A 20,282-nucleotide genomic window follows, 5' to 3' on the forward strand; every position below is an offset into this window, starting at 1 on the left:
ATCAAGATCATTCACTAACAAGCGCAAACGGGTGCCCCTATTGCAGAGGCGCCCGTTTGGCGTGTCATTTTTATTCTAACGAGTCTATTGGACCTATTCGCCCTTCCATGCAATGACTTCAATCTCCACCAGCGCATCCTTAGGCAGGCGGGCTACCTCCACCGCACTGCGAGCCGGATACGGCTGCTCGAAGAAAGAGCTGTACACTTCATTGACGCTGACAAAATCGTTCATATCCTTCAGGAATACAGTCGCTTTCACAACCTGGTTCATGCTGCTGCCTGCCGCTTCCAGAATGGCTTGTACGTTGCTCAGGGACAGGCGTGCCTGCTCCTGTACGTCTTTACCGAACTCACCTGTCGCCGGATTCAGTCCAAGCTGTCCTGAGGTGTAAATAAACCCGCCCGCCTCTACCGCTTGACTGTAAGGACCAATAGCGCCGGGTGCTTTTTCAGTTGCAATTGTTTTCTTCATATCTGTTGGATTCTCCTTCCTGATACTGGTTTACCGTATTATAGCACGGGAAGCTTAATGCCACTATTCCGCACTCATGCCCGCACTTATGGATTACCGTATCCCGAACGTGGTCTTACACATGGTCATCCGCACCGATAACTCGAATAATATCATTCGGATAAATATGTACGCCGCTTGCCTGCGCGAGGGCAATTCGCACCATGGCTCGTGCGATGACCGAAGCCGGGATGGCACGGTATGGAGCGAGCTTGCCCGTCATCATGCCATCCAGCGCCTTCATGACAACAGCGGCAACGGCTTCGCCAAGACGTCGTTCTGGCCTCGCACCCAAAATGAGCGACGGACGGAACAAATGGAGCGCCGGCAATCCAATAGCGGCAAGCGCCTCTTCCGCCTCGCCTTTGGTACGATTGTAAAACACACGTGAATCCGGGTCGGCACCCATTGCAGAAATAGCGAGCATTTGCATTGCACCAGCTTCTTTCCCCAAACGGGCAGTCTGAACCGGGTAGTCCAGATCTACCCTGCGAAACTGCTCCCTGGAGCCAGCCTTTTTCATCGTCGTCCCAAGACAGCAAAAAACATCATCAGCCCCTTCAAAGGCAAACGCAGCCTTCTGCGGCTGCTTCCAGTCGATAAGTGCCTGCTCAAGCTTGGGATGCTTGATTTCCAGCGGACGTCTGCCCATAACCATGACGCGGTTATACTCCTTTTGCACCAGCAGCTCCCGCACAACATATCCCCCGACAAGCCCCGTTGCCCCTACAACGACCGCTTTACGTTCCATGATAAACCTCCTTTCTCCACCCTAGTGCTCCTGCCATGATGCATCAGGTTAATTTAAACTCCTGTTCGTCTGCCTCCTTGCTTTCGGACGGACACATAGGCAGGTATAGGGAAAAGGTGCTTCCCTTGCCTTCTTCACTCTCCAGACGAATAAAACCGCCCAGCAAGCGCGAAAAATCGCGGCTAATGGACAGCCCCAACCCGGTTCCTCCATATTTGCGATTAATGGAACCGTTCGCTTGCTGAAATGCTTCAAAAATAATATGCTGCTGAAGCTCTGAAATACCGATACCCGTATCTTTTACCGCAATGACAACCCAATCCCCCTCCTGTCCCTTTCGATCCAGATGCTGTGTGCTGATTTCCAGCAATACACGTCCTTCATGAGTGAACTTAAAGGCGTTGGACAATAGATTACGCAAAATTTGCTGTACACGTTTGGGATCGGACCGAATTTCATCCGGTATATTTTCATGTACCTTCAGGCTGAATTCAAGATTTTTTTCCTTGGCAGTGACTTCAAAATGCATCATCATTACCTGCGCAATCTCGAGTACATTGACCGGTTCATTTACAATTTCCATGCGCCCGGCCTCGACCTTGGACAGATCCAGAATGTCATTGATCAATTGGAGCAAATCATGCCCTGAGGCATAGATCAGTTCGCTATACTGGTATAGCTCGTCCTCATCCAGTTCCTTCCCCTGCTCGTTGATAATCTGCGCCAGATTAATAATGCTGTTCAGAGGTGTACGCAACTCATGCGACATCGTTGCCATAAAATCCGATTTATATTGAGAGGCCATCATAAGCTGCTTGGCACGTTCCTCCAAAACAACCTTCGCCTTCTGCAACTCATTGCGCTGCTTCGATAGTAGCTGGTTTGCCTTTTTAATCTGATAATTACGCAATTGCTCCATCTGAAAATCACGCAAAATCAGAGCAAACAAGAAGCTGAGGACCACGCCGATAGGCAGTGTAAGAGGAACAACTTCCGCTACATAATAGCGCCAGGGAATGACGCCGAGGATGGAAATATTTATCGTATTGACGATATTAACCGCTAAAATGGTCACCGACGCCTTAATAATTAGACGCCAGGTGGACCGACGCATCCAATAGTTCAATCCAGCGCACAGCACGCCCAGAATACTCATATTCAGGAAGCCGGCCCACGCCGCCATATTCAAACCGAAGGTAAATCTCGTAAGTCCAATCGCTACCCCAATGATAATAAGCGTATAGGAACGCGGATACACCAACGCCGAAATAATCAACGGAACGAAGCGCAGATCAAAGATCACTGTCTCACTAAAATTAAAACCAAAGCAAGAGCTGATCCATCCGCCAAATACCATCAGCAGTACTGAGCTGATATATTTGAACCGCGAAGAGGTTCGGCTTAAGCCATATTTATAAATCACGTTTGCCACATAAGCAACAGCTATCAGCATCCCCAAATTGATTACAAACATTATTGAAAATTGCATGGACTCACACTCCCATAGCACAAAAAATTGGATGCCACGCCTATGCTAACCGCCCTTGCCTTTCTTGTAATCATAACATGAAGCCTCATCTTTCGACATGCCCCAAAGGCACTCCATGGGTGCACAAAAAAAAGCGAACCGCAGCGGCTCGCCCTCGTGAAGGTATCTCTGATTTTAGCTTATAATGCCTTTATTCCGGTGCCATTCCTGGACAAATAATTCGGCAAAATAAGGGTCCCACTGAGTCCCTTTGCCTTCCTCCAATATCATAACCGCCTTTTCTTCCTTCATACCTTTTCGGTATGGGCGATCCGATGTCATCGCATCAAATGCATCTGCTACGGCAATAATCCGTCCAAAAAGCGGGATATCTTCCCCGGAAAGCTGGTCAGGGTATCCCTTGCCGTCATAGCGCTCGTGGTGCGAACGCACGCCGGGCAAATAAGGGGCCATCGCATAAGCAGGCTCGACCCGGCGGAGAATGCTTTCTCCCATGACTGGGTGCATTTTAATCTGGTCAAATTCCTCGTCCGTCAGCTTGCCATCCTTGAGCAATACAGCATCAGGCACGCCGATTTTACCGATATCATGCAGTAAGGCTGTTTTACGCAACAAATCGAGATCCGTCTCGTTCAAGCCACCCTTTCGCCCAATGAGTACAGAGTACTCCGCCACACGCAAAGAATGTCCCGCGGTATACGCATCCCGCGCATCCAGTGCTGCCGCCAAGGTAACAAAATAACTTTCCAAGAGCTGGCCATTTTTTTCTTCCCGCTCCTTGAGGCCCTCGATCATCATGTTAAAGCCTTCGACCAACTCCGCAAATTCGTCGGAATACAAGTCGCTGGCATTACTGTTCAATCGGCCTTCCTTTACTTCGTTCATTTTCTCCAGCAGGTGATGAATCGGCTGCTCGATCTCACGTGTCAGCAACCTGCCTCCCAAATAGGCAAAGGCCACGCCAAAAATTAAAATCGTTCCCGCCCATAGCCAATAGGAGCTGGAATGCGTCGCATTCGATCGCTCCAACCGAATCTGCGTAGCCAGACAAAATAAAAACAACGGAAAAGCACCGATTAACGTGGCGCTCAACTGAAATTTATGCCGCAGTGATAGCAGCACACGTCCCCGAAGTGACAGGTTCAGTCCATAATGCTGATGGGTTTGTTCTCGAAGCTCCTCCAGCAGTGGCCGGATCGCTCTCATCGTCAGGAAAAATTCAACCAGTGCGTGCATAGAAGCAACCAAACAAGCCCCGATACAAGCAATTACTACGTAATAAAAAGGAAAGGTAAGCTGTCCGGTATGTATCATCCATAGGGCTAAGCCTGCTGCCGGAATGGAAAACCCCAACAAATGCGGCCCAATAATACGTAAAACCGACAAATTAGGCAGATGGTGAATTCGTACATACACCGCTTCTGCATCCTTGAATGTTGTGGATTTACCGTAAAAAAAACGACGAACCGGTCTCAAATGCATCTGAAACGCCATGACTTCACAGCCAATCATAATGGCACTGGAAATTACAATAATTTTCACAAGTCCGAGTAATTCATACTGGGCTACATTTAGCTTGGAAAATACAAAAATCGCACCTACCAATAATACAGCGGTAAACGAACCTATAACATAGTTCAGGATAACATGCTGAATAAAGCGCTTATAGATCGGCAAATTGCTACCCCTCTTTTCATCCGTACGCTCATATAATATCTTGTTTATTCAATATCGGAGTCCAACCATCAAAAGTTAACCTTCTTCACCAACAAAACAACCACATATCCGATGATACGCGGTTGTCGTGATTACCAATAAGACCCCTTGTGTTTTAGAATCATTCTTGCTATACTGTAAAAGTATGTATTAACCCCATAGGATTCCGCGCAATAGGCTACACTCCTAATCACCGCATGGAGCTTCTCCAAATTTTATGTATAACCCTAATGTAGAATTTTGAGCTTTTGCCAAAAGATTTTCACATTCACACTGGCGCGGTCATCGGAGCCGCAAGGACGAAAGAGAGGTAGGGCTTTTGTCGTTTGGAAAATGAACAGTGGAATCAGACTGCCCCTTATGAACATGCTGACCATATTATGCAAGGCAGCAGGGGTTGAATATATATTATGCCGTCAAACGATGAAGTTTGAACAGGCCATGCAGTATACGTAGACTGCACCCAATCCTCCGGATGATCCCCGGGGGATTTTTTATATTGATGAGCCTGTGTATGAACAAAAAAGTGGCCCTGCCGATACATCGGCAGGGCCTATAGCTTGATCAAAAAGGGGTTAATACGGTCATTATAGTCTCTCTTTCTTAAAATTAAATGATATGCACCTTAAAAACTCATTAATTTTCCAGTTTAAAATATCTGAGAATTTTGTTAACTCTTCACCTTCTAATAATTCGTCCAATATTCTGTGTTGTCCGGCGGTGTCGTTGGTGTATTGGAACGCCCTGTCTCCATTGGAGTACGGCTATGGACCGAAGGCCGCTCCCATCCTTCCAGTAAAATTACATGTTGGGTGCCTGTGCTATTTTCCCATGTGATATAGCGCTCTTGTTCCATATGTCGCAACGCGGCTGTAATTTCAGTATCTCGCTTGCCCGTTTTGACGGTTAATTCCGTCATCGTTGGCATATGGCGATGCTGGGCAAAATAGTTATACAAAATACGTAGCAGCTTTCGTTCCAAATCAGGCAGCATCATCTTTCCTCCCTTTCAGTTCCCGGCCAGCCATTGACCGAGATGATTATCATAAAGAACATATGTTCTCATTATAGCATATAAAAATGCATCCTCCTACTGGAAGATGCATTTGGGCTTGTATGCCCATGCCAAATTCAATTTTTTTCCTTCTCTTCGCGGCTGACCGAGCGCAGCCACCAGCCGATTCCCCCAACGCTTCCCAATGCCAAAACCGTCAGGGAAATAATGTAGAATAAATGAAATGCACGATCACTCATAGCAATCGCCTCCTTATTTTATGTATACACTTTCCAGCTAAGACTGTAAACCTCTTTTTGGCCTTCCGCTCTATTTTTACCAAATTCGCGACATTAAATATCTGCCTGCAAAACAAAAAAGGCTTTCGGCATATCACCGAAAGCCTTTATTCATCTGAAGTCCTCAGGCTGAATTACGCCTTATTCCTCTTGCTGTATCTAATAAAAGCAATCACAAGCGCTACGGCAAACAATATTCCGCTGACCACCCATGTTGTCAGAAATGCCATACCCAAACCGACATTCGCCCCCATCGTCGGGTGCTTCATTACATTTAACATCGAGCCCTGCATCATAAATATGGTACAAAATAAAACAACGGGCGCCAAAATAATCGTGCTTGCCGTCTTTCGGCTACCCGATACTGCGATCACACACAGTGCGGCGATCACCAGGATTATCCAATATATAGCCGCTTCCCAAATCATTGAAGTGCCCACCTGTTCAACCTCTTTTCTATCCATTCATAAATGTCTCTTCTATTGTAACAGACGTCACACAGTGAACCAAGCCATTTTTGATAAGAGAAGGGGTAATTCCCACGGACAACGTAAATAATGTATAGTAGTAGAGTAGAAGTCCTCTATCAAAGACATGAAAGGAAATGATCCCATGAGAAGTGCAAGCCCTTATATCATTGTAAACGATGTACAGCAGACGGTTGATTATTATCAATCTGTTTTTGGTGGAGAAATCAAAGTGCTGAACAAGCATGAAGGCAAGCTTTTACACGCAGAGCTTCACTTGGGCAACAGTCTTATCCATTTTTCCGATTCCTACGGTAAGCCGCTGAAAGCACAGCATGTACAAATCATTCTCGACTGTGAGAGTGAGGAGGAGCTTAAGCACGCTTACCACGCATTGGCCGAAAAAGGGACGATCACCGTGGAACTGCAGGATACCTTCTTTGGTGCGCTGCACGGCCAAGTAACGGATCACCTGAATCAGATTGAATGGGTAATGAACTATTTCAAGAGATGAGCACGTTCAGCGGCCATGACCGAATATGTCTTGTAGCCGCCATCAACATTTCTCACCGAATAACCATGTTGAGTCAAAATTCTGGCCGCCAGATAGCCGCGCAAGCCGACCTGACAAGATACCGCGATCTCCCGATCAAGAGGGATTTCCGACATTCGATCTCTAAGCTCAGCCAAAGGAATATGAATAGAACCTGGAATGGCTCCAGCCTGCAGCTCCACCTTATCCCTGACATCTATAATGACACCGCCATTGCGGTGAAAATCGTCAACTTCATGCCACTGTAACGTTTGGACCAGCCCATCCATGATATTGGAAGCCACGTAACCAGCCATATTCACAGGATCTTTTGCCGAAGAATAAGGAGGCGCATAAGCAAGCTCAAGGTCAGCCAGATCACGGACATTCATATTGCCGCGAATAGCTGTCGCAATGACATCAATCCTTTTGTCTGCTCCATCAGCTCCAACCGTCTGGGCTCCGTATATCACGCCAGTCTCTGGATTAAAAAGCAGCTTGATCGCAATGGGCGATGCCCCGGGATAATAACCTGCATGCGAACCGGGATGAATATGAATCGCTTTATAGGGAACGCCCAGCCGTGACAATGTTTTTTCGTTATTTCCTGTAGAGGCTGCGGTCAATGCAAAGACCTTAATGACGGATGTTCCGAGCGCGCCATCATAGGAAATCGCCTGACCATTAATGTGATCTGCCGCCAAACGCCCCTGGCGATTAGCTCCCCAAGCCAGCGGCACCATGGTTGCAAACCCGTGATTGCGGTCTTTGACCTGGATGGCGTCCCCTACCGCATAAATGGCCGGGTCGCTGGTTTGCAGCTGGGCATTAACCTGAATAGCCCCGCGAAAACCAAGCTCCAATCCGCTTTGCTTGGCCAGCTCATTTTCAGGAACCACACCAATTGCCAGAATAACCATGTCTGTCTGAAGCATATCACCGGAGGTCAAACGGAGCCGTGTACCCTGGCCTTCAAAAGCCGCAACTCCTTCCTCCAAACGTATCTCCACCCCGTTCAGCTTCATATGCTGCTCTACCAACTTGGCCATTTCAGGATCTAGCGGATTAAGGACTTGCTGTCCCATGTCAACAAGGGTCACCGCAAGGCCGCGTTCCCGCAAATTGTCGGCCATCTCCAGCCCGATAAATCCGGCACCGATCACCGTGGCATGTTTGGGCTGGCTTTCATCTACATACGTCTTAATGACATCCGTATCATGAATATTTCTTAGTGTAAATACATTCGCAGCTTCATGCAATCCGGGAATGTCCGGTATCATCGGCTTGGCTCCCGGCGACAATACCACAATGTCATACGGCTGCTCACCCGTCTCTCCTGTCGTCATGTCACGGAAGCGGACGAGCTTATGCTCGCGGTCGATTTGCACCACTTCGTTCAGTACCCGCACATCTATATTAAAGCGTTCTCTAATCCCTTGGGGTGTCTGGACAAACAGCTTCTCACGCGCCTGAATCGTCCCGCCAATATAGTAAGGAAGACCGCAGTTCGCAAAAGAAACATGCTCTCCGCGTTCAAACAAAATAATCTCGTCTTCCTCATTCCATCTGCGCAATCTCGCAGCAGCAGAAGCCCCACCTGCTACCCCGCCAATAACAACTATTTTTCTGCCCATTCCTTCGCCCCCTTATATACCCTACAGGGTATAATATATACCTATAGGGGTATGTTGTCAACGCAAAAAAAGGTAGAGGATATCCCCCACCTGATCAACCACTGAATCCTGCACAAATGCCATCACAATCATCTATCCAGCCCATAACGATCACTGTCTACTGCTGACTGGCCGCGATCGCTTGCTCCAAATCGTACAAAATATCTTCAATCGCTTCTGTCCCAACGGATAGACGCAACAGCTCCGGTTTGACTCCGGCAGCAACCTGTTCCTCCGCACTAAGCTGCTGGTGCGTAGTGCTCGCCGGATGAATGATCAAAGACTTGGAATCGCCTACATTAGCCAGATGAGAAAATAGCTTCACATTCGCAATCAGCTTGCTTCCCGCCTGACTCCCGCCTTTGATGCCAAAGGTCAGGATCGCTCCTTGCCCTTTAGGCAAATATTTTTGGGCTAACTCGTAGGATGGATGGCTTGGCAATCCGGAGTAGCTGACCCACTCCACATCCTTGTGGCTTTCGAGATATTGCGCTACCTTCAGTGCGTTCTGACTATGTCTCTCCAGCCGCAGATGGAGTGTCTCCAAGCCCTGCAGCAGCAGCCACGAGTTGAACGGTGAAATAGCCGCTCCCAGGTCGCGCAGCAATTGCACTCGCGCTTTGATAATATACGCGATGGCTCCCACCGCCTCGGTATACACAATCCCGTGGTAGCTTGGGTCCGGCTCGGTCAGTCCCGGGAAACGACCGCTCGCTTTCCAGTCAAACTTGCCGCTGTCCACGATCACACCGCCAATAGATGTGCCGTGTCCACCGATAAATTTCGTTGCCGAATGCACAACAATGTCCGCCCCATATTCGATAGGCCGCAACAAATATGGGCTTGGAAACGTGTTATCCACAATCAGCGGAATGCCATATTCGTGTGCAATCGCCGCCACCGCCTCCACATCCAGCACATTGCCCTGCGGGTTGCCAATCGTTTCAGCAAATATGGCCTTCGTTTTATCTGTAATGGCTTTGCGGAAGTTTTCCGGGTCATCCGAATCGACAAAATGCACCTTAATGCCCAATTTCGGCAGTGTGGTAGAAAATAGATTATATGTACCGCCATACAGGCTGGAGGCCGATACAATTTCATCTCCTGCTCCCGCAATGTTCAGGATGGAAAAGGAAATCGCTGCTGCTCCCGAAGCCGTCGCGAGCGCGCCAGCTCCTCCTTCCAGAGCTGCAATCCGTTGCTCGAACACATCCGTGGTCGGATTCATCAGACGCGTATAGATGTTGCCGAACTCTTTGAGCGAGAACAAATCAGCCGCATGCCCGGCATCCCGAAATCCATACGAAGTCGTTTGATATAACGGAACGGCACGAGCAAAAGTAGTAGGATCAATTTGTTGTCCGGCATGGACAGCGAGAGTTTCAAATGACAGCTTGCGTTCTTCTGACATGGTTATTTCCTCCCTTGTTATACGTGCTGTATGAATCGTCTCTTCCTGTATGCGTAGTCATAGATGATTTTTCAATCATTCTCGCACAAAAAGAACCTTTTGGGAAGATAATTCTCATTATTCGGGTAGGAAATATTATTATTTTGTTTAGTAATCAGGTTTCAGCTCGGAAGGTTTTGCCCAAATGGTCGCCCAAACCGAAATAATGACGAAAATTATAGATGAGCGGGCTCCACTTGGTCGGATCAATATGATTCTCTCCGAGGATCATATCCTGGTGAACATGTACCTGTACAGCCTGGGTTTCGACGATCGCAAAATAAGGAGCATGTTCAGGTACGCGTATATCCCTCACCTCAGCTTCAATCTGAATAGGACATTCCCTGATTCGAGCAGGCTTGACCGACTTGGAGTCGACCGAAGTTAGTCCACTGATCGCATACTTATCCTTTTGATAGGTAAATCCATTTTGCTGCTTTTCCGCCGGTACAGGATGTTTGCCTGTGTATGGAGCCAACCGTTCTACATTCTCCCACATGGAAGGTCCCGGAACGTTGATCACGCATTCAGGATGCCGTTTCATATTTTCAAACGCTTTCCCGCCTATTCCAATGCCTAGTACCAGGCAGTCACCCAATGCCCATGAGGAGGATATGGGGCTAATATTCGTCGTTCCATCCTCATTCAGCGTATTGAGTAGAATCACAGGCGTGCCGTAATATAAAATACTTGGCTTGATCGTTTTCATGTCTTGATTATGATTCATTGGGTACATCGTCCCTTCTCCTTCTGTTCATATCTGCCTCCTTATTGTAAAATGTAAACATTTCAACCTTCATCGAAGTATGGATTACAAAAGTATGAGTTACAAAGGGGGACACCTGTGCCATGAGCACCAAATCAAATGTAGCCATGATTGCTTCTCTCGTAAGCGAGCCTTCCCGTGCTGCGATACTTACCGTTTTATTGGACGGCAGGTTCCATACGGCAAGCGAATTGGCCCATATGGCTGGTATTAAACCGCAAACTGCCAGCTTTCATTTAGCTAAAATGACTGACGCACAGGTCGTTACTGTAGAAAAACAAGGACGGCACCGCTATTTTGGCATACAAAATCCTGAAGTCGCCCGGGTGATGGAGTCACTTTTGTCCATAGCTCCGCCTGTTCAAATTAAATCCTTCAAGCAAGCCTCTGAAAACGAGGCCATACGGCTGGCAAGAACCTGCTACGATCATCTTGCGGGTCATTTAGGCGTGCAAATTATGGATTCCTTGATTAATAAGGGGATGCTTTCCGAGGATCAGAACGGACTTTATGTCACGGAGAAAGGAGAGGCTTTCTTTGCAGACTTTCAGGTTAACCTTACACAAATAAAACAAAGGCGCCGCTCCTTCTCCCATAAATGCCTGGATTGGAGTGAACGGCGCCACCATTTAGCCGGAGCCCTGGGGAGTGCCCTTTTGGACAGATTATTGACATTACACTGGATTGAACGTCTGCCCACCACCCGGGCGATCCGCATTACAGCAGATGGTAAAAGGGGGTTTAAAGAGGTGTTTTCGATAGAGATCGGCTAGAGTTAGATAAGCTCTATGGAGAGCTATCAATTCATATAAGTGCCACCATTCATATTTATCGATTCCCCGGTTATAAAATCTGACATCTTCGAAGCTAAAAATAATACCGTATCAGCTACGTTTTCGGGAGTCCCCAGCTTCCCAAGCGGTATCCGGGCGATGGCTTGCTGACGATATTCCTGTGTCCATTGTTTGCTCATATCGGTATCAATCGGACCGGGACACACGGCATTTACGTAAATATTGTGCTTGGCCATCTCCAGCGCCAAATGCTGGGTTAAATAATTCACTCCCGCTTTAGATGCTCCGTACGACGGTGCCGCATTCCGATGGGGCGTTTTGGCGGTCGTAGAAGTCACATTTACAATTTTCCCATAATTTTTTTCAATCATATGGGGCAATACAGCCATGCACAAATATAACGTACCGTTCAGATTCACATCCAGCACTTTTTGCCAATCCTTAGTATCCATTTCCAGGGTTGAGGTACGCATGTTGATCCCGGCATTATTCACCAGGATATCTATACAACCAAAATGTTCAATAGCAGTATGGGCCACTTTATGGGCAGTCTCTTGATCCGAGACATCTCCTGTACAGATGACGCATGTCTGACCCAGCGCATTCACTTCCGCCGCCAGATCAAGCAGCAGGTCTTCGCGGGTCCCGTTAATAACCAGGGAGGCCCCCTGTTCGGCTAGTGTGAGTGCTATAGACCTGCCGATCCCTCTGCTGGCTCCGGTCACAACTGCTATACGCCCCTCCAAGAGCATCATGGGCCACTCCTCCCTTTCCATTTCTATGTTTTAACAAGGTTAAATTTTCACCTTAATAACCATTTTTTTGACGTGCTCGGTCTGGCCGGAACGAATACATGCCTGATGGCCATCTTCGGGGAAAAACACAGCAAACTGACCTGCACCTAGCTGCAATGAGCTGCCCCGACTCACTGGGGATTCGTAGTTGATCTTATCCTTATCCGCTACATAATCAGAACCCCCCGTGAGCTGATCAAGCGGTGCATAATTAATTTGTTCCCTGCCTGACACTATATATTGGATGTCGATATATTCACGGTGACTTTCCCAGCGGCATTCTGCCTCGGGCTTAGTATCATACTCTTGCACCAGCACATAAACCTGCTGACCGTTTATCTCATATTTCCCTTCTGCAAGCTCTGCCAGCGGCGTGTGCTGCAGAAACAAGAAAGCCTGCTCAAACTGCGGATGGATACGACGGTATCGCTCCTCCTCTTCCAATGTAGCCACGATCACGGGAACAACCTCCTTTGCTGCACGTGATTATCTGCTCTCTACAAATGGCTCAGTAATAACAACGTACTTGATGGCCTGCCGGAAGTAGGTAAATGCGATATGAATCTTCCCGTCTTTGGATTGCTTGATAGAAGGGTAGGAATATTCCCGGTTCAGCTTTTCCCTGGAGTTATTCGTCATGGCATAGCCGTCCCCTACCTCAATATTTTTGACTTCCGACCAGGTAAGCCCGTTATCTTGGGATATGGCAACGGTCATTGGCGCTCTCGGTGCTCCCCAGAAGGCCTGACGCTCCTCGGCTGCCGGAACAGTGACAGGCTCAACAACTGCTCCCTCCTCCTCATCTTCAATTTCATCATACAACGAAGCTCTGCGCTCCATGGATTCATTCGCACTGATGTTATTAAAAACTAGCGCCAGATGGCCGTTGTCCAGTTTCGTAAATTGAATTGACGAATTGTTGTTGGGCAGTGAGGTCGGCTGCGGACTGCTCCATGTTCTTCCGTGATCCACGGACTCACTTTGGTAGATATAATCAGCCCAGCGGCTGCGGAAAAGTGCAATCAGCCTGCCGTCATCCAATTTTTCAATATTCATATGGACACAACCCAAGCTGTCCGGCACGCTGACCTCTGTCCAGGTTCGACCTTGATCGGAGGAAATTTTCACCGCGCTTACATCTTTATTTCCCGTCCACTTCTCGCCGGGATTGGTATAGCAATACCAGATAGGCAATAGCCAGTCTCCATTGTCCAGCACCGTGATCGGCTGTCTAATAAAAGTACCGGGCGTATCGAACAACGTACCGATATCTCCCCAAGTGTAGCCTTCGTCCTCGGAGATCCGGTAACGGATAATTGCCGTGTCCTGGTTGCCGGATTTTTGCGCTGTATATAACAGCCACAGCTTGCCGTCAGGGGCGGAAAAGAGAACCGGATTCTGTTCCGAACGCGTCGGATCGTCAGATAGTTTAACAGGCTCCGTCCACTCCTCCGCTCCTTTATTCAATCTGGAAAGATAGATAGAAATATCAGGTATTCCTTCCTGGGTACCGGCAAACCATACACATAACAAGTCGCCGTTATCTAGAGGCAGCAGATTGGCCGCATGATTTTGTACGGCATCCGAAGGAATGAAAGCGTCTTTACGATATGTTTCGCCAGCCGTCTGCGTAACTTTATAATGAAAGGTAGCTGTTTCCTGCTCGTTATTCATTTTGAATCCTCCCTGTTTCTAATTCTCTTTTATAATTTCCGTCTTAGGAGTCTTTTCGCTTGGCTTGGGTTTACCGATGAACCGATCAATCAGCATCACAATCAGCGGTGTCACAACAGCAATGTACATATTATCGATTCCGTAAGGATCACCCAGCAAGTACCATATGGTTGTGCCTAAAGCGGACATGGAAAGCCCAATGGTTGCTCCACGATTGGAGCTGTACATTGGCAGGAAGAAGCCCATTCCTGCAACAACGGCAATCGATGCACGCAACGCGCGGGTAAAGAAGGAAAGGGACAGTAATTCCGGGGCAAAAGCCACGCCCAGCAACGGAATGATTCCTACCACAATACAGATGATCCGCGTCATTTTCAATTGCTTTTCCGGAGTAACCTCTTTCATTCTCGGGAGTACAAAATCATCCATTAACAACGTTGTCGTAGAAAGGGCTACGGTTGACACGCCTACAAAAATGGAAGCTACCAGTGAAGTGGCAACAATCGCACTGAGTATCGGATTCATATGCTGCAAGAACACGGGAAACGCGTAAATCGGATCAATATCCGGGTACAAATAGCGCGCACATACACCGATGATGGCTACAGCCAAACCAAGCGGAAGAAACAGCAGACCGGCATAGATGGTAGCACGCTTGGCCGCTTTGGCATTTTTGGCAGACGTAACGGCCTGAATAATAAATTGGGTTGAAAAGATCGCCCCCATCGTACCGATGATCCATGCGATAATTTTGCTCGTTCCGATGGTGCCGTCCCATGTAAAATAGTGTTCAGGCAACGCGAGTTGCATCGGCTTCAAACCACCTGTCAAATACAGCGCAATAAAGGCAGTAAGCAAAATGCCCGCATATTTGAAGGCCGAATGGATCATGGTGATCCATGCCACGCCCTTCATCCCGCCAAACGTAAAGTAGATGGTGCTGATAATCATCGTAATGATGGCGCAGGCCATAATCGGAATTCCCAAAATAGTAGAAATAGCCGCTGCCCCGCTCAGATAATTGCCCAAATTAACGACCAGCAGGGACACAATCATAATAATGGATACGACCGTTTTGGTGGATGCGCCAAACTTCTCACGCACGATCCCGGAAATGGTGTAATGGCCTGTATTATAAAACCTGCTGACCAGAAAGAAAGCGAATAGAAAAAAACCGATAGATCCCGCCAAAAGTGACCATGAAGAAGCTATACCATGTGTAAATGCGGATTCTGCAGTGCCTATCGTCGATTTGGTTCCGATAAACTCGGACATCATCAAGACACCAACGACAATAGCGGGTAAAGATTTGGCTGCATTATTAAACTCAGAACTGGATTTACTACGCATTTTAAAAGTCAATATGGTTGTAAGAACGATATAGACAGCAATTACGATCAATATAAAAAGTATCGTACCTGCGCTTAAATTTTCCATCTGAAAGCTCCCTTCATGCTCCAAAATACTTAAAAGTTAAATTATAAGCGCTTACAATTCCTGAAATGAACCGGCAGCAGCCGGATCATCAGGTCCTATTCGCATCTCTCGTACTCATATTATTTGGGCGATAGCTCTACAGCTGACGCTATGGCAGCCAGCATACTTCTTTCGTCAGCAACATTTTTGCCGGCAATATCAAATGCCGTACCATGATCCACCGAAGTGCGGATGAAACCGCCTTTTAGTCCGACTGTGATATTGACGCCTTCTTCCAGCCCCAGCACCTTGATCGGGACGTGCCCCTGGTCATGATAACAAGCGATAACGATATCGAAATCTCCACGTACAGCACGGAAGAACAGTGTATCTGCCGGATGTGGGCCGCTGGCATTGATCCCTTCCTGTATCGCTCTTTCAATGCCCGGAATCAGCTTCTCTTCTTCTTCCCCTTCACCGAACAGACCGTTTTCCCCGGCATGTGGATTAATACCGCACACAGCAATCCGAGGGTTTTCATAGCCAGCCCGTACCAGCGTATCATGCGCCAGGCGAATAACATTGTAGGTTCGCTCCGGTGTGATGGTATCAATCGCCTTTTTCAAGCCCACATGAGTGGTCAAATGAATAACCTTGAGCTTGGGAGACGACAGCATCATGGAGTAATTTTGGGTATCCGTCAGTTCGGCAAAAATTTCAGTGTGACCGGGATATAAATGGCCTCCTTTATGCAAGGCTTCTTTATTTAACGGAGCCGTACACACGGCCTGCAATTGATTGGACAGAGCCAGCTCAACTGCCTTCTGAATAAATTGAAAAGCCGCATCTCCTGCTTCTGCCGAAACCTCCCCTTGCTTCAGATGATCCGGCAGCAAATCCAGATCATAACAATCGATGACACCGCGTGTAAATTGACATTCCTCTATACTGTTCACCTTGTTGAGTACAAGTGCTGCACCCGTCTGATTGATAGCCCGAAGCATGCTTTTGGCATCTCCGATGACAACCGGTCTACACTGCTCATAGACCTGCTCATGCAGGAGTGCTTTGACGATAATCTCCGGCCCCACGCCTGCTGCATCCCCCATGGTAATACCGATAATTGGCTTGCCCACGCTTACACACCTCCTTGAAGTTTGACAATGACATTTTCCAAAGTCTTATCCGAACCAAAATTCCCCGCTTTTGTGACCACATACATTTGGTTGGCAATGGATTGGCCCAACAGCACACCCGGTTCCAGTTCCTCCACCAATTCAATCTCCTGGATATCCAAGTGCTCCAATACCTGGTATGCCGTATCACCACCTGTAAGAAATAATTTCTTGAGTTCAAGCTCTTCTACCAATTTCTTTGTTAATTTGCCCAGAACACTGGAAATCGCGTCACTGATCTGAATAGGAGTCATACCCAGTTGTGCTCCCATCGCTCTGGTTTCTTTCATGTTATCGGACGCTACAATGACGACATTTTTACCGTTGGACAGGCTGATGGATGCTTCTCTGTGTACACGTTCCATCTCTTGTTGTCTTTCATGACCTTCTGACAGTACCTTTTCCGAGTGAACCTCCACTCGGCTTGCACGACCGCTATCCATCAAGTGTTGGAGTTGAGCACGTCCCATTTTACTAACGCTGCCTATAACTAACAGAACAGGCTGTGCTGTAAGCTGAATCGGTTTGGTCACAGACTTCTCCTGAACCTGATAAGCTTTGGGCAAATGGTTCATCATACCAGCCGAGCCGACCCAGACAATTTTGTACGGCAGGGCTGTAATCGTCTTCACCAGCATCTCCAAATCCTGTTCAATTACAGAATCGGAAACAATATACGTAAGCCCCTGCTCTTTGAACGCGTGCAATTTCTGAGAAATATAAGCCTCGCCCTGATCCAGATCTGCTTTGGACAAATGGCCGACACGGTGGCCTGTTTGCTCTGCAATCAGGTCCACAACATCGGACTTCAATACAGGGGTTTTGGGGTCCCGGCTTACTTCGGTATGATGCAGCTTCCGGCCATTCAAGTGGTGTATTCGTTCAATAATTTGACGGCCATTTTTGGGATAACCGGGAGCGATCATAACAAAATCGGGTCGTATGACCTCATACATGGCGTTCAGCTCAGTACCAATATTGCCACGCATCGTGCTATCAATTTTTTTATAGATAATGTCAAAATGTTGAGCGTTAACGTACGTACTGATCTCTTTTACAATGATTGATGCCTGATCTGCGGGAAGAGAGCGACTGACCGTGTTAAACACGACGGCATCATAATCCGTTTCTTCGGAAAAAACCGGATTAATCTGGACGGAAACGTTCATTCCGTAACGAACCAACTGTCCCCCGCAATCATTTGCACCTGTAAGATCGTCGGCGACAATGGCAATTCTCACATAAATCCTCCCTTTAAGTGCGTGTTCAAAAAGTCGGCTTTTCAGCACCGAGAAGGTTGGATGAAGCTAGGGACTGAGTAGCGGAGCGTAGGTAAGCCTACGTGAGCAACTGAAATGTTTCCGTAGGAAACATACTTCGGAAGCATATGCTATAGGCCCAACTGAATTCAAGATTCGACGTCGAGACCACTTCCTGTCCTGCTTCGTGATCAAAAGACGACTTTTTGAACTACCTCTTTAAACGTCAAGCAGTTTGCGATAAATCTGTTCCATATCCTCAAGACTCAATACCTTGGGATTGTTGTTTAGCAGCCTGGTAACCTCGGAAGCTGACTGTGCCAAGGCTTTCAGATCCTTCTCCTGCACGCCGTACTCTTTTAGATCCTGTGGAATGTTCAGTTTTGCTGTCCATTCCCGGATTCGTTCGATCACACGCAGAGCTGCGTCTTCGGGTGATAGCCCTGCTGTCTCAATTCCCATCGGCTCGGCAACGAGTGTCAGCCTGTCTACACAATGGTCCATATTAAATTCCATCACATGCGGCAGCAGCATCGAATTGGCTACCCCGTGAGGAATCCCATACTTGCCGCCCAGCGGGTAAGCCAGAGCATGGACAGCCGCCGTGCCTGCGGCAGTAAGCGCCATTCCCCCATAGGTTGACCCCAGCAGCATTTTTTCACGGGCCGAGATAGAAGCGCCATTCTCATAGGCTTCAATAATGCTGGCGGAAATCAGCCGGATGGATTCCAAAGCGAACATATCGCTGAAATAGTTGGCTTTATTCGATATAAATGACTCAATCGAATGGGTAAAGGCATCCATTCCGGTCGCAGCGGTGATCGGCTTCGGCAGCCCCAATGTCAGCACTGGGTCGAGAATCACCAGCTGCGGAAGCAAATAGGAGCTGACAATGCCGATTTTCAATTCCTGATCCGGGATGGTAACAATCGCATTGGGTGTCACCTCGGACCCTGTACCCGATGTGGTTGGAATCAAGACCGTCGGGATGCCGGGATGCTCGACCAGATTCGTGCCCAGTATATCCTTGATCCTTTGGTCATTGGTCATAAGCACAGATAAAATTTTGGTCGCATCCAGCACACTGCCGCCGCCCAAGCCGATGAGCAGCTCATATTTGTGCTCCGAAAAAGCCGCAAACGTTTCTTCAATATTCTGCTCCGTCGGCTCCGGTAAAATGGTGGTGCATACATCGAACAAAATGCCCTTGTCCGTCAATTGCTGCTCTATACTGCTGGTGTAGCCCATTTCCTGGAGTGCAGGCTGCGTCAGAATGAGCGCTCTTTGAATATGAGGATGAATCGCTGCCAGATGGTCCGTCAGTTGCAATAATGTATTTTCACCAGCCAGAATACGGGCTGCTGTCTGAAATTGGTAAGTTGTTAGCATAGAGAGCCTCCTATTTGGATTGATAATATCTCACAGCCGCTTCTATTTGTTTAAGCGCCTCTCCTTTGGCCTCCTGAATAGGTGCCTTGGGTGGACCTACCGGAATGCCGGATAATTCGACCGCCTTCTTCAATGAAGCGGGTATACTCGTCAGCCCGAACGTGTCACGCAAGGGTTGCAGTTCCTGCTGTGCGGCCTGTGCCTTGTCGTTATCTCCGGCCTTCCAGTGCTCATAAATCGCTACGACCGTCTCCGGCAGCAGGTTGGCAGTAGCCGCCACAGCACCCGTGCCGCCCTCTTGAAGCGTTTGCAGAATAAGGGAATCTGTCCCTGCGATGACTGCAAAATTTTCATCACGTGTATGATCAATGTATTGCTTGATATTGTTAAAATCGCCGCTGCTGTCTTTGATGCCAATAATGTTCGGAACCTTGGCCAAACGAGCTACCGTTTCCGGAGTAAAGGAAAACCCTGTCTTAGAAGGGATGTTATATAGCAGTACCGGAATGGAGACCGAAGCCGCTACTTTGGTGTAGTGTTCCTCAACTTCCTCCTGCGTCGGAGGTATGAAGTAAGGTGTAATGACCGACAGAGCATCAACACCCAACTGCTCCATGGCCTGCGAAAGCTCAATCACTTCCCTGGTACTATTGCCCCCGCTTCCCACCATGACAGGAACTCTACCGGCTGCTTCCTTCACTACAATTTCAGCTACTTTCAGCTTTTGTTCGGTCGTAAGCACATGAAACTCTCCGTTGGTGCCCAAGGCAAAAATTCCATGTACGTTCGCATCAATCAATCGATGAATGAGTTGTCTCAACACAGGCTCGTTCACTGCTTCTTCTTTCGTAAAAGGAGTCAATAAAGCGGGGTATATCCCCTCAAAGTTAAGTAGCATGTATATCCCCCTGACGAATGTTTGTTAAGCGTTTACAATGAAATTGTAATTCAAAGTGTTCTATTTAGCAACATAAATTTATTGGAATTCAAAAAATAAATTTATAATGTTTCATATTGCAACAATCCCATTGCGTTGTTAAACCCTTTTCGAATAAAATACCCCCTAAAGCCGTATTGGATGAATTTCCAACGAATTCGTTCCGGCTTTAGGGGGCTGCAAGTATAGCCTGG

Annotated in this window: 20 protein-coding genes; 2 read left to right on the forward strand and 18 right to left on the reverse strand. The window is 47.7% G+C overall.

Going from position 1 to position 20,282, the window contains the following annotated elements:
* Positions 1 to 93: 93 nt before the first annotated feature.
* From B4V02_RS22460 to B4V02_RS22485, 7 genes are all read right to left on the reverse strand, one after another.
* A complete protein-coding gene (locus B4V02_RS22460) occupies positions 94 to 474 on the reverse strand; it encodes a RidA family protein (RefSeq protein ID WP_007428554.1) in 381 nt (126 codons plus the stop codon).
* Between the two features lie 115 nt (positions 475 to 589).
* Positions 590 to 1,264: an NAD(P)H-binding protein gene (locus B4V02_RS22465; protein ID WP_094156487.1), complete on the reverse strand. Its 675-nt coding sequence runs from the start codon at positions 1,262 to 1,264 to the stop codon at positions 590 to 592.
* A 43-nt stretch (positions 1,265 to 1,307) separates the two neighbouring features.
* Entirely contained in the window at positions 1,308 to 2,753 is a 1,446-nt protein-coding gene (locus B4V02_RS22470) for an ATP-binding protein (protein ID WP_094156488.1), read from the reverse strand.
* 174 nt (positions 2,754 to 2,927) lie between these two features.
* A complete protein-coding gene (locus B4V02_RS22475) occupies positions 2,928 to 4,430 on the reverse strand; it encodes an HD-GYP domain-containing protein (protein ID WP_094156489.1) in 1,503 nt (500 codons plus the stop codon).
* A gap of 724 nt (positions 4,431 to 5,154) precedes the next feature.
* On the reverse strand, positions 5,155 to 5,463 hold the full coding sequence (locus tag B4V02_RS22480; protein WP_094156490.1) for a hypothetical protein: 309 nt from the start codon (positions 5,461 to 5,463) through the stop codon (positions 5,155 to 5,157).
* A gap of 137 nt (positions 5,464 to 5,600) precedes the next feature.
* On the reverse strand, positions 5,601 to 5,723 hold the full coding sequence (locus B4V02_RS27035; protein WP_279628250.1) for a hypothetical protein: 123 nt from the start codon (positions 5,721 to 5,723) through the stop codon (positions 5,601 to 5,603).
* A gap of 173 nt (positions 5,724 to 5,896) precedes the next feature.
* The gene (locus B4V02_RS22485; RefSeq protein ID WP_043890715.1) at positions 5,897 to 6,226 is read right to left on the reverse strand and encodes a hypothetical protein; all 330 of its coding nucleotides are present in this window, start codon (positions 6,224 to 6,226) and stop codon (positions 5,897 to 5,899) included.
* 148 nt (positions 6,227 to 6,374) lie between these two features.
* Between B4V02_RS22485 and B4V02_RS22490 the strand changes: the two genes are divergently transcribed.
* Positions 6,375 to 6,743, forward strand: coding sequence for a VOC family protein (locus B4V02_RS22490; RefSeq protein WP_007428547.1), 369 nt, complete (start codon positions 6,375 to 6,377; stop codon positions 6,741 to 6,743).
* Here the strand turns inward: B4V02_RS22490 and B4V02_RS22495 are convergent.
* From B4V02_RS22495 to B4V02_RS22505, 3 genes are all read right to left on the reverse strand, one after another.
* Entirely contained in the window at positions 6,728 to 8,395 is a 1,668-nt protein-coding gene (locus tag B4V02_RS22495; RefSeq protein WP_094156491.1) for a CoA-disulfide reductase, read from the reverse strand. The two genes, B4V02_RS22490 and B4V02_RS22495, sit on opposite strands and share 16 nt — an antisense overlap.
* A gap of 157 nt (positions 8,396 to 8,552) precedes the next feature.
* The gene (locus B4V02_RS22500; RefSeq protein ID WP_094156492.1) at positions 8,553 to 9,845 is read right to left on the reverse strand and encodes a homocysteine synthase; all 1,293 of its coding nucleotides are present in this window, start codon (positions 9,843 to 9,845) and stop codon (positions 8,553 to 8,555) included.
* 154 nt (positions 9,846 to 9,999) lie between these two features.
* Positions 10,000 to 10,620: a flavin reductase family protein gene (locus B4V02_RS22505; protein ID WP_094156493.1), complete on the reverse strand. Its 621-nt coding sequence runs from the start codon at positions 10,618 to 10,620 to the stop codon at positions 10,000 to 10,002.
* Between the two features lie 113 nt (positions 10,621 to 10,733).
* Between B4V02_RS22505 and B4V02_RS22510 the strand changes: the two genes are divergently transcribed.
* Positions 10,734 to 11,423 carry an ArsR/SmtB family transcription factor gene (locus B4V02_RS22510; RefSeq protein WP_094156494.1) on the forward strand — a complete coding sequence of 230 codons (690 nt, stop codon included), beginning with the start codon at positions 10,734 to 10,736 and terminating at the stop codon, positions 11,421 to 11,423.
* A 26-nt stretch (positions 11,424 to 11,449) separates the two neighbouring features.
* Here B4V02_RS22510 and B4V02_RS22515 read toward each other — a convergent pair whose 3' ends face one another.
* From B4V02_RS22515 to dapA, 8 genes are all read right to left on the reverse strand, one after another.
* Positions 11,450 to 12,199: an SDR family NAD(P)-dependent oxidoreductase gene (locus tag B4V02_RS22515; RefSeq protein WP_094156495.1), complete on the reverse strand. Its 750-nt coding sequence runs from the start codon at positions 12,197 to 12,199 to the stop codon at positions 11,450 to 11,452.
* Between the two features lie 39 nt (positions 12,200 to 12,238).
* The gene (locus B4V02_RS22520) at positions 12,239 to 12,697 is read right to left on the reverse strand and encodes a NanQ anomerase/TabA/YiaL family protein (RefSeq protein WP_094156496.1); all 459 of its coding nucleotides are present in this window, start codon (positions 12,695 to 12,697) and stop codon (positions 12,239 to 12,241) included.
* 27 nt (positions 12,698 to 12,724) lie between these two features.
* Positions 12,725 to 13,912 (reverse strand): sialidase family protein, encoded by a 1,188-nt coding sequence (locus tag B4V02_RS22525; RefSeq protein ID WP_094156497.1) that lies wholly within the window; start codon positions 13,910 to 13,912, stop codon positions 12,725 to 12,727.
* Between the two features lie 18 nt (positions 13,913 to 13,930).
* Positions 13,931 to 15,349 carry a sodium:solute symporter family protein gene (locus B4V02_RS22530; RefSeq protein ID WP_094156498.1) on the reverse strand — a complete coding sequence of 473 codons (1,419 nt, stop codon included), beginning with the start codon at positions 15,347 to 15,349 and terminating at the stop codon, positions 13,931 to 13,933.
* A gap of 119 nt (positions 15,350 to 15,468) precedes the next feature.
* Positions 15,469 to 16,464 (reverse strand): 4-hydroxythreonine-4-phosphate dehydrogenase PdxA, encoded by a 996-nt coding sequence (pdxA, locus tag B4V02_RS22535; RefSeq protein WP_094156499.1) that lies wholly within the window; start codon positions 16,462 to 16,464, stop codon positions 15,469 to 15,471.
* A gap of 2 nt (positions 16,465 to 16,466) precedes the next feature.
* Positions 16,467 to 17,744: a four-carbon acid sugar kinase family protein gene (locus B4V02_RS22540; RefSeq protein ID WP_094156500.1), complete on the reverse strand. Its 1,278-nt coding sequence runs from the start codon at positions 17,742 to 17,744 to the stop codon at positions 16,467 to 16,469.
* Between the two features lie 237 nt (positions 17,745 to 17,981).
* Entirely contained in the window at positions 17,982 to 19,151 is a 1,170-nt protein-coding gene (locus B4V02_RS22545) for an iron-containing alcohol dehydrogenase (RefSeq protein ID WP_094156501.1), read from the reverse strand.
* A 10-nt stretch (positions 19,152 to 19,161) separates the two neighbouring features.
* The gene (dapA, locus tag B4V02_RS22550) at positions 19,162 to 20,049 is read right to left on the reverse strand and encodes a 4-hydroxy-tetrahydrodipicolinate synthase (RefSeq protein ID WP_094156502.1); all 888 of its coding nucleotides are present in this window, start codon (positions 20,047 to 20,049) and stop codon (positions 19,162 to 19,164) included.
* Between the last annotated feature and the right edge of the window lie 233 nt (positions 20,050 to 20,282).

It is taken from the genome of Paenibacillus kribbensis, assembly GCF_002240415.1.
Classification (GTDB): Bacteria; Bacillota; Bacilli; order Paenibacillales; family Paenibacillaceae; genus Paenibacillus; species Paenibacillus kribbensis.

Coding starts and splice junctions, on each gene's coding strand:
- B4V02_RS22460 (WP_007428554.1), bottom strand. CDS start 474: ATGAAGAAAACAATTGCAACTGAAAAAGCACCCGGCGCTATTGGTCCT.
- B4V02_RS22465 (WP_094156487.1), bottom strand. CDS start 1,264: ATGGAACGTAAAGCGGTCGTTGTAGGGGCAACGGGGCTTGTCGGGGGA.
- B4V02_RS22470 (WP_094156488.1), bottom strand. CDS start 2,753: ATGCAATTTTCAATAATGTTTGTAATCAATTTGGGGATGCTGATAGCT.
- B4V02_RS22480 (WP_094156490.1), bottom strand. CDS start 5,463: ATGCTGCCTGATTTGGAACGAAAGCTGCTACGTATTTTGTATAACTAT.
- B4V02_RS27035 (WP_279628250.1), bottom strand. CDS start 5,723: ATGAGTGATCGTGCATTTCATTTATTCTACATTATTTCCCTGACGGTT.
- B4V02_RS22485 (WP_043890715.1), bottom strand. CDS start 6,226: ATGGATAGAAAAGAGGTTGAACAGGTGGGCACTTCAATGATTTGGGAA.
- B4V02_RS22490 (WP_007428547.1), top strand. CDS start 6,375: ATGAGAAGTGCAAGCCCTTATATCATTGTAAACGATGTACAGCAGACG.
- B4V02_RS22495 (WP_094156491.1), bottom strand. CDS start 8,395: ATGGGCAGAAAAATAGTTGTTATTGGCGGGGTAGCAGGTGGGGCTTCT.
- B4V02_RS22500 (WP_094156492.1), bottom strand. CDS start 9,845: ATGTCAGAAGAACGCAAGCTGTCATTTGAAACTCTCGCTGTCCATGCC.
- B4V02_RS22505 (WP_094156493.1), bottom strand. CDS start 10,620: ATGTACCCAATGAATCATAATCAAGACATGAAAACGATCAAGCCAAGT.
- B4V02_RS22510 (WP_094156494.1), top strand. CDS start 10,734: ATGAGCACCAAATCAAATGTAGCCATGATTGCTTCTCTCGTAAGCGAG.
- B4V02_RS22515 (WP_094156495.1), bottom strand. CDS start 12,199: ATGATGCTCTTGGAGGGGCGTATAGCAGTTGTGACCGGAGCCAGCAGA.
- B4V02_RS22525 (WP_094156497.1), bottom strand. CDS start 13,912: ATGAATAACGAGCAGGAAACAGCTACCTTTCATTATAAAGTTACGCAG.
- B4V02_RS22530 (WP_094156498.1), bottom strand. CDS start 15,349: ATGGAAAATTTAAGCGCAGGTACGATACTTTTTATATTGATCGTAATT.
- B4V02_RS22545 (WP_094156501.1), bottom strand. CDS start 19,151: ATGCTAACAACTTACCAATTTCAGACAGCAGCCCGTATTCTGGCTGGT.
- dapA (WP_094156502.1), bottom strand. CDS start 20,049: ATGCTACTTAACTTTGAGGGGATATACCCCGCTTTATTGACTCCTTTT.